13 protein-coding genes are annotated in these 8,629 nt (G+C 71.3%); 3 read left to right on the top strand and 10 right to left on the bottom strand.

Annotated features, from left to right (window positions below; all coding sequences use genetic code 11):
• Positions 1-95: 95 nt before the first annotated feature.
• The 3 genes from DJ73_RS01185 (at position 96) to DJ73_RS01195 (ending at position 1,859) form a co-directional block, all read left to right on the top strand.
• Positions 96-785 carry a winged helix-turn-helix domain-containing protein gene (locus tag DJ73_RS01185; RefSeq protein WP_094557092.1) on the top strand — a complete coding sequence of 230 codons (690 nt, stop codon included), beginning with the start codon at positions 96-98 and terminating at the stop codon, positions 783-785.
• A gap of 93 nt (positions 786-878) precedes the next feature.
• A complete protein-coding gene (locus tag DJ73_RS01190; protein ID WP_094523350.1) occupies positions 879-1,331 on the top strand; it encodes a bifunctional nuclease family protein in 453 nt (150 codons plus the stop codon).
• A 45-nt stretch (positions 1,332-1,376) separates the two neighbouring features.
• Positions 1,377-1,859, top strand: a complete 483-nt coding sequence (locus DJ73_RS01195; RefSeq protein ID WP_094523352.1) for an acyl-CoA thioesterase — start codon at positions 1,377-1,379, stop codon at positions 1,857-1,859.
• Positions 1,860-1,874: 15 nt separating this feature from the next.
• On the opposite strand, the gene DJ73_RS01200 is transcribed toward DJ73_RS01195, so the two are convergent.
• The 10 genes from DJ73_RS01200 to DJ73_RS01245 all read right to left on the bottom strand — a co-directional run.
• Entirely contained in the window at positions 1,875-2,441 is a 567-nt protein-coding gene (locus DJ73_RS01200; RefSeq protein ID WP_094557093.1) for a DUF123 domain-containing protein, read from the bottom strand.
• Positions 2,438-2,872, bottom strand: a complete 435-nt coding sequence (locus DJ73_RS01205) for a DUF393 domain-containing protein (protein ID WP_094523356.1) — start codon at positions 2,870-2,872, stop codon at positions 2,438-2,440. The genes DJ73_RS01200 and DJ73_RS01205 overlap by 4 nt, the downstream gene beginning before the upstream one ends.
• Positions 2,873-2,957: 85 nt before the next feature.
• The gene (locus tag DJ73_RS01210; protein ID WP_094525965.1) at positions 2,958-3,242 is read right to left on the bottom strand and encodes a hypothetical protein; all 285 of its coding nucleotides are present in this window, start codon (positions 3,240-3,242) and stop codon (positions 2,958-2,960) included.
• 163 nt (positions 3,243-3,405) lie between these two features.
• Positions 3,406-4,482, bottom strand: coding sequence for a metal ABC transporter permease (locus DJ73_RS01215; RefSeq protein ID WP_094557094.1), 1,077 nt, complete (start codon positions 4,480-4,482; stop codon positions 3,406-3,408).
• Positions 4,482-5,222, bottom strand: coding sequence for a metal ABC transporter ATP-binding protein (locus DJ73_RS01220; RefSeq protein ID WP_094523362.1), 741 nt, complete (start codon positions 5,220-5,222; stop codon positions 4,482-4,484). The genes DJ73_RS01215 and DJ73_RS01220 overlap by 1 nt, the downstream gene beginning before the upstream one ends.
• Positions 5,223-5,337: 115 nt before the next feature.
• The gene (locus DJ73_RS01225; RefSeq protein WP_094557095.1) at positions 5,338-6,360 is read right to left on the bottom strand and encodes a metal ABC transporter solute-binding protein, Zn/Mn family; all 1,023 of its coding nucleotides are present in this window, start codon (positions 6,358-6,360) and stop codon (positions 5,338-5,340) included.
• Positions 6,361-6,499: 139 nt separating this feature from the next.
• A complete protein-coding gene (locus tag DJ73_RS01230; RefSeq protein WP_094557096.1) occupies positions 6,500-7,024 on the bottom strand; it encodes a YbaK/EbsC family protein in 525 nt (174 codons plus the stop codon).
• A gap of 89 nt (positions 7,025-7,113) precedes the next feature.
• Positions 7,114-7,839 carry a ribosome assembly factor SBDS gene (locus DJ73_RS01235; protein ID WP_094523368.1) on the bottom strand — a complete coding sequence of 242 codons (726 nt, stop codon included), beginning with the start codon at positions 7,837-7,839 and terminating at the stop codon, positions 7,114-7,116.
• Positions 7,840-7,927: 88 nt separating this feature from the next.
• A complete protein-coding gene (locus DJ73_RS01240; RefSeq protein ID WP_094523370.1) occupies positions 7,928-8,116 on the bottom strand; it encodes a hypothetical protein in 189 nt (62 codons plus the stop codon).
• A 137-nt stretch (positions 8,117-8,253) separates the two neighbouring features.
• A partial coding sequence (locus tag DJ73_RS01245; protein WP_176451050.1) for an ASPIC/UnbV domain-containing protein occupies positions 8,254-8,629 on the bottom strand: 376 nt, incomplete at its 5' end.

Here is an 8,629-nt window from a genome sequence, read left to right on the forward strand (position 1 = left end):
CCCTCGCCGCGTTTAGGGTTTGTGAGTCGATATCGGATCGTCGGGCGCGTAACCGATCCAACAAATTTGTATCCTCACGGCGTAGAGTGGCGATCATGTCGCGGCTGTTGCCCTCCCTGCCCGACGCGACGCCCGAGGACCGAGAACCGCGGGTCGTGGGCGTCGACGACGAGGACGCGGACGATCTCATCGCCGCGCTCGGCTCCGAGACCGCTCGCGAGATCCTCACCCACCTCCACGACGAGCCGGCGACGAAGTCCGAGCTCGCGGCCGAGGTCGACACGTCGCTCCAGAACGTGCAGTATCACCTCTCGAAGCTCGACGGCGCCGACCTCGTCGACGTCGTCGACACGACCTACTCCGAGAAGGGCCGCGAGATGGACGTGTACGCCGCCGCCGACGAGCCCCTCGTGCTGTTCGCCGGCGGCGAGGAGGAGTCGGCCGGGATCAAGAGCGCGCTGATGCGGCTGCTCGGGGGGTACGGCCTCATCGGACTGGCGGCCGTCGCGGCCCAGCGCCTCCTCTCGGTGGCGGGACCGACGGCCCGCGTGACGACCACGACCGGGGGCGACGACGCCGGCGTCACCGCGGAGCAGTCCGGGGGAGACGGCGGGGGAGCCGCCGACGGCGGCGACGCGGCGGTCGACGGCACGGTCGAGTACGTCGTCGACCCGCTCGCCGAGTACGCCGTCTCGCTGCTCGAACCGGGCGTCGTCTTCTTCATCGGCGCGGCGCTCGTCTTCACGGTCGCGTGGGCGTACTGGTACCGGACGAGCGGGGCCTGAGGCGGGAGCCCGCCGAGGACGGGAGCGCTCCGCTGGCGCCGAGCGGCGTCGCCCGTGGGACAGCTATTCATGCCGCCGCCACCACGATCCGGTATGGAACACGAAGCCGAGGTCGTCGGGGTCGGAGCGGGCTCCGCGCCGGGCGGCGACGTGCCGGCGGTCATCCTCTCGGTCCGCGACGAGTACGTCCCGATCTTCGTCAGCGCCGACCAGGCGCAGTCGATCGGGATGGCGCTGGAGGGCGAGCCGTTCGACCGGCCGTTGACGCACGATCTGCTCGTCGACATCCTCACCGAGTTCGGCGGGGCGATCGACCGCGTCCGGGTGGACGACCTCCGCGACGGCACCTTCTACGCGAAGGTCGACGCGGAGCGGTACGACGACGGCGAGCCGGAGCGGTTCGTCTTCGACGCGCGCCCCTCCGACGCGCTCGCGCTCGCCGTCCGGATCGACTGCCCCGTCATCGTCTCCGACGAGGTGGTCGACGAGGCCGGTCGCTCCCCGGACTCCGTCCGCTTCGACGACGGACCCCAAGACGGCTCCTGACGACGAGAGCCGGAGGTTCAAGTCGCCCGCCTCCCCACCGCCGGTATGGACGAGACGGCGACCGTCGCGGAGTCGTACACCGAGATGACCGAGATGCTGCTGCCGAACGACACGAACAACCTCGGGCGGGCGCTCGGAGGCGCCGTTCTCCACTGGATGGACATCTGCGGCGCGATCGCCGGGATGCGCTTCTCGAACCGGCAGGTCGTCACCGCCTCGATGGACCACGTCGACTTCATCGCCCCCATCGAGATGGGCGAGGTCGCCGTGATCGAGGGGTACGTGTTCAACGTCGGGCGCACGAGCCTCGACGTGAAGGTCGACGTGCGCGCGGAGAATCCACGAACCGACGAGCAACGGCGCACGACGACCTCCTACTTCACTTTCGTCGCGCTCGACGAGGGGGGCGCCCCGGCGAGCGTCCCGGAGCTGACCTGTCCGACGCCGGAGGAGGAGGCCCTGCGCGACGAGGCGGTCGAGGGGCGGCGCGAACAGCTCAGCGACATCGTCGAGCGGTACGACCTCTGATCGACGATCGGGGGCCTACTCGCCGTCGACGACGTCGACCCGAGCGGCGCGCTCGGCGGTCGCGTCGTCGTCGCCGGGCGCTTCGCCGCCGGGCCCGACGGAACCGGCCGATCCGACCGCCGCCTCGTGCGCGTCCCTGACCCGCGCGCCGAACTCGTCGAGGGTGCGACCCGCCTCCGCGGCGGCGAGGTGGCTGGCGCAGTCGCAGTCGGACGCGCCGAAGCCGTCGACCGGGCCCGGCGGGAGGCGCTCGGCGACCGCGCACTCGACGTCGGCGCCGACGCTCCGAACGACGCGGTCGATCCGGGCGTCCGGGTGACCGAGCAGGTGGTCGACGTGCCAGTGGCGGACGCCGTGCTCGCCGCGCGCGGTCCGCCGGTGGCGGTCGACGCGGGAGAACCCGCCCGCGCCGAGCGCGCTGCCGGTGTACGCGTAGCGGCCGGCGCCGAAGCGGCGCTCCCCGAGCGCGCCGACGCCGATCTCGGCGGAAGCCGCGAACTCGACGAGGAGGGTGTACGTGCCGCCGGTCGAGTCGGCGACCGATCCGTCGCGCTCGGGGTCGCCGGCGCCGTCCCCGCTCACGACAGCGCCTCCGGCGGGGCGCTCGCGGCGGGGCGGAGGTCGTCGACGAGGTCGCGCGCCGCGTCGGTCAGGCGGTACGTCTCGTGGACGTCGGCGGGGTCGCGCCCGCGGCCCGACAGGGTCCCGACGACGTCGGCGATCCGGTCGTAGTTGTCGCGGACGAGTCCGCCGACGATCCCCGGAGTGCCCGCGCGGTCGGCGAGCTCTTCGGCCGCCGAGCGCCCGGCGTACACCCGGCGGCGGCCGGGGTCGACGAGCACCATCGCGAACGGGCGCGAGCCGAACTGCGCCTCGAGGAACGGGCCGACCGGGTCGGCCTCCCACGGCACCGCGACGACGCCCTCCAGTCGGCGGAGCGCGAGCGCCGCGACCGAGCAGTACGGACAGTCGCCGTCGAAGATCAGCACCGGCGCGTCCGAGTCGTGACTCATGATGATCGGTAGGTGCCACGGCGGCTTAAGGGACCGGCCGGCGGGCCGAAGCGCCGCGGGAAACGGGGCGAAAAACGCGAGTGTCTCAGTGCGAGTGGCCGAGCGCGTCCTCCAGCGACTGCCCGAACCGGTCCTCGAACAGCTCCGCGGCCGTCTCGTTCATCTCCGCGATGTCCTCCGGCACGTCGCCCTCGCTGTGGTGGACGATGACGTGCGCCTGCTGGGCCATCGCCTGCACCACGACATCGCTGACGACGCGGGTGCCCTGCTCGCCCTGCTCGCTGAGCACGTCGACGAGACCGGCGGGCAGTTCGAACGACTCCTCGTCACCGTCGGGACCGGTGATCGTGTAGGTTTCCGTCTCTCCCATACGTCTCGGTCGCGGTCGGGACATAAGGGTCTGTGGAAAACGCGCGTGGCGGACGCACGCGCGTGTCGAGTCCGGCGAGCCGGGCTTCTCCGCGCCCGCCGCCATCGCCGTCCTCCCCGCTATCGCCGCCCTCGCCGCTATTCCCGCCCTCGTCGCCCGGCGGCTACCCGTGCGCCGAGATGGCCGTCACCGAGAAGCCGGAGAGCGCGATGCTCGCGAGGTAGACTGCGATCGCGGTGACGACGATCGAGCCCCCGGAGGGGAGGCCGAGCCCGATGGAGACGGCGAAGCCGCCGAGCACGGAGACCTGGCCGAAGATGACGCCGAGGTACGTCGTCTCACGGAAGCTCCGCGCGACCTGCGAGGCGGCCGCGACGGGGACGACGAGCATCGCGGCGACGAGGATGACGCCGAGCACCTGCATCGCGCCGACGACGACCACCGCGGTTAGCACGACGAGCAGCGTGTTGTAGCCGGTGACGTTGAGCTGGGCGACGCGCGCCGCCTGCTCGTCGAAGGTGATGAAGAGGAGCTGTTTGTACGTCAGCGCCACGCCGGCGACGACGAGCAGCGAGAGCGCGCCCATCAGCCGCGCGCCCTCGGCGGTGACGATCGCGAGGTTCCCGAACAGGTACCCCTCGATGTTGATGGCGGTCAGCCCGCGCCCGTAGCTGACGATCAGGGTGCCGACCGCGAAGCTCCCGCTGAGCATGATCGCGATCGGCACGTCGCCGTAGGCGTCGGTGCGCTCCGTGAGCCACTGGACGGCGAGCGCCCCCGCGATCGCGACGACGAGCGCGACGAGCAGGAGCGAACTGTCCCAGCCGGTCGACGCGTTGACGAGGATGCCGATCGCGACCCCCGCGAACGCCGTGTGCGCCAGCGTCTCCCCGATCAGCGCCATCTCCCGGTGGACGAGGAAGGAGCCGACGAGCGGCGCGACGACGCCGACGAGCACGCCGACGGCCATCGACTGCCACATGATCGGGTGCCGGAACACGTTCGTGCCGAACGCGGCGTCCATCCCCCGCCCGAGCGCCCGGAACGCGGCGTAGAGGTCGCTCATGACCGGGAGGTCCCGCGCCCAGTAGAGGAGGAGGAACGCGAGCATGCCGACCGCGACGACCGCCGTGAGCCCGAGCGCGGCGACCTCGGCCGTGCGTCGGAGTCCGCGGTCGGGCCTCGCGTCCGCGGTCGGGTTCGCCTCCCCCCCGCCGTCCGCGGCCGTGGTCCCGCTCATCAGTGGTGGTGGTGGACGACCTGTCCGGTCGCGCCGTACGCCTCCGAGAGGGCGTCGCTCTCGACGAACGACTCGGTGTCGCCGTGGTGGTACAGCTCGGTGTTGATGCAGGCGATGCGGTTCGCGCGGTCGGTGACGACGCCGATGTCGTGCTCGATGAGGATGATGGTGATCCCGTCGTCGTTCAGCTCGTCGAGGAGCGCGTAGAAGGCGTCGCGCGACTCCGCGTCGACGCCCACGGTCGGCTCGTCGAGCGCGAGGAGGTCCGCGTCGCTCGCGAGGGCGCGAGCGATGTACGCGCGTTGCTTCTGCCCGCCGGACAGCTCGGTGACGAGCCGGTCGGCGAGGTCGCCGATCCCGACCGTCTCGATGGCGTCTGCGACGGCGGCGCGGTCGGCCTCGGAGAGGCGCCCTCGGCCGGCGTGCGCGAACCGGCCCATGGTGACGCACTCGCGAACCGTGACCGGCATCGACCCGCCGCGGCTCGTCGCCTTCTGCGAGACGTAGCCGATCCGCCCGCCGTCGTCGAACTCGTCGACCGGACGGCCGAACAGATCGACGGTCCCCTCGTCCGGTTCGTGGAGCCCGAGCATGAGGTGGAGCAGGGTCGTCTTCCCGGAGCCGTTCGGGCCGACGAGCCCGAGGAACTCCCCCTCCTCGACCGTCAGAGAGACGTCGCTCACGGCGACGGTGTCGCCGTAGGCGAACGTCACGCCGTCGAGGTCGACGATTGCGGTCACTGCGTGTCCCGACTCTGGGTCGTCCGAACGTTTAGCTCTTTTAGTCCGTCGGCGAGGACGGGTCCGGCGGCGGGTGAGGGACCGCCGGCCGGCGCCGACGCGTCGAGGCTCCGACTCACTGCGCCCCGAACGCGCGCTCGAAGGCGGGGACGTTGACCTCGGTCATCTGTTCGAGGTAGCCGTAGCCGGCGTCGTTCCACTCCTCGGTGGTCCCGCCGGCCGGGCTGACGGCCCGCGTCTCCGTCGCGTCGCTGTTCTCGACTATCGTCTCGGCGAGCGTCGTCGACGCGAAGCGGTCGTAGAGTATCGTGTCGATCCCCTCCGCGTTCACCAGTTCGATGGTGTCGGCGATCTCGCCCTGACTCGGCTCGTTCTGCGGCGAGACGCCCACGGGCGAGTGGAGCCGGAACCCGTAGCGCGCCTCCAGGTACTGGAACGAGTTGTGACCCGCGATGACGGCGACGCCGCGCTCGGCGCTCTCGGCGATTGACGCGAAGGCGTCGTCGACGTCGTCGAGTTCCTCCGCGTACGCGGCCGCGTTGTCGGCGTAGGCGTCGGCGTTCTCGGGGTCCGCCTCGCCGAGTCCCGTCGCGATGGTCTCGACCATCCGCCCCGCGAGGACCGGGTCGACCCAGACGTGGGGGTCGTACTGGCGGTCATTTTGGTTTTCCTCGTCGTGATTCTCTTCGTCGTGATTCTCCTCGTCGTGATTCTCTTCGTCCTGACTCTCGTGCGAGTGGTCCCAGTCGAGCAGGTCGTCCTCGACGTCGGCGAGCGCGTTGACGACTGCGACGGAGTCGTAATCGGTTTCGAGCGTCGCGGCGAGGTCCTGCGCCCACGCGAACTCGGGGCTGTCGAGGTAGACGAACGCGTCGGTCGAGGCGACGTCCGCGGCGAGGGTCCCGTCCGGCGTCCAGCCGTGCCCGAGGCGGCCGACCTCGACCGGGTCCTCGAAGCTCGCTCGGTCGCCGACGACCTCGTTAGCCCAGTCGTTGAGGGTGAAGAAGGCCGCGTACCCGCCGTCGAACTCGGCGGACCCCTCGTCCGCGGCGCCCGAACAGCCGGCGAGCGAGGTCGCCGCTCCGGCGGCCAACAGTCCGCCTCCGCGCTTCAGCACCGATCGGCGTGAGTGAGTCATACCTATCGATACCAACTGTTAATAGAAAAGTATTGTTATTTCACAACTCATAGTTAATAACACAGGCCGCGAGACCGCGATCGATTGTCAGCGCCGACCGGCGACGCGGTCGCAGAGGCGGTGACGCCGCCGCTCGCCCTCACTCCGTCAGATCGACGGTCGTCGCGTCGGCGAGCGCGGCGAGCCGCTCCGGATCGACGGCGAACACCGCGCTCGGCGTCCCGGCCGCGCCGTAGACCGTGTCGTACCCCGCGAGCGTCGGATCGAAGGCGGTCGGGAGCGCGACGTCGTGGCACAGCGGCGGCACGCCGCCGATGCTCCAGCCGACGGTCTCGCGGATCCGCACCGGGTCCGCCATCGTCGCCTCGGCCGCCCCGAAGTGGGCCGCGACCGCGTCGAGGTCGAGCCGGTTCGCGCCGCTGGTGATCGCGGCGACGAGTCGATCGCCGGTGTCTCCGTCGGCGCTGCCGCCGCCACCATCGGCTCCGGTGTCTCCGCCCGAGAGCGACACCACGATCGTGGAGGCGATCGCCGCCGTGTCGCAGCCGACCGCGTCGGCCGCCGAAGCCGCCGTCTCCGTGCCCGCGTCGAACTCCAGGACATCCAGGTCGACGCCGTAGCGGTCCCGCGCCCGTGCCGCGAACTCCGCCGCGCGCTCGTGCATGGAGAAAAGGAGGCCCGCGGCGGAGTATGAAGCTCTCGGCCGCGGCACGTATGGCGGTCGTTCGGGAGAGAAGCGGCGCCGTCGACGACCTACCGCGTCCGGAGCTCGTCTTTGTCCTTAATTACGCGGGCGTCTCCCTCGCCGGACGTGACCTCGTTGACGAGGTCGTACAGGTCGTTCTGCAGGCCGGCCGGGAACGTGAGCACGCCGACCCACGAACCGTCGTTCTGCCACTCCTCGCGCTCCAAGTCGCCGAACTCGCGGATCTGCGCCTGGCCGGAGCCGGCGTAGTCCGCGGGGAGCTGGACCGCCATCGTCACCTCCTCGAACCGGATCGGGATGACGGGCCGGAGCGCCTCGAGCGCGTCGTCGACCTGGTTTTCGACCGGCTCCATCGGGTCGATCTGGAACCCCGCCTCCTCTAGGGCGCGCTCGATCCGCTCCGGCGGGTGCGGGGAGTCGTCCATCTGCGGGTTCACCGCGTTTCGGGTGATGGTGGTGACCAGCTGGTTGTGCTTCCGCTCCATCATCTCCTCGCGCTGCTCGGCGGTGATCTGGATCTCCCCGCGCTCGACGACCTCGGGGATGATCTCCAGCGCGTCCGTCGTGCCGAAGACGGTCTCGAGGTCCTCCTCGGCCGGGCGATCGCCCCGCGAGGCGTTCTCGAACACGTCCTCGGCGGCGATCACGTCCTCCAAGTCGCCGTCGAACTCACCGCGCTTCATCGCGAGCGCCGCGTCCGGGTCGATCAGCACCTCGAACCGTTCGCCGTGCGACTCCAGTCGGGCCGTCACGGCCTCGTCGAGCGAAATCATACTTGGAGATACCACCCCCGCACTGAAAAAGCCTCCCGCGAGATGGAGCCCGCCGATCCCGCGTCCCGGCCGTTGGTCAGCCGTCCCCTCAGGAACGCTCGTCCTCCCAGTCGTCGCGACAGACCTGCGAACAGAAGCGTCGGTGTTCGACGTCGGTGCCGTCGACCCAGGTGACGGTTCGACGGCCGACGCCCAGCGCCGGGCCGCCGCAGGTCGCACAGCGCGGGGCGGACTCCTCGTCGACGTCCTCCTCGAGGTCGGAAGTCGGATCTACCATACCCGTCCGTGCGTCCCCGGACACTTGAACCCGCGAAGGGCGGCAGTTCTGGCCGGGCGATCCGGAGACCGTCCGTCGACGCCGACCGGTCCGGAGAGGAATCACCCCCGTCGCCCCCTCGCGTCCGGTACCGGCCGCTACCGCCCGAGGGGTCGGTCGCCGCGGGGCCGGCGCCCTCCGCCCGGGGGAGATCGCCGCTTCGACGGGTGTTCGACCGCGATCTCCGCGTCGGACGCGGGGTCCGGCAGAATCCGCTCGCGGCCGTCCGGCCACCGGACGACGACCCGGCGCGGCGTCGCGCCGCCGAGCCCGAAGTGCGCGACCGGCTCGGTCTGACAGAGGCAGCCGCCGCCCGCGTCGACGGTGCGGCGCTGGATCCCGGCGGTCGTCTCCAGCCTGACGACGGCGCCGCGGGCGGGCGCCCCGTGTCTCGTCGTCGGCCGGACGCGGAGCCACCCGGCGTCGGCGGCGCCCGGGACCTCGTAGGCCGCGATCGGCTGCGCGGCGACCTCG

The sequence above is a fragment of the Halorubrum sp. Ea1 genome (genome assembly GCF_002252965.1).
GTDB lineage: Archaea > Halobacteriota > Halobacteria > Halobacteriales > Haloferacaceae > Halorubrum.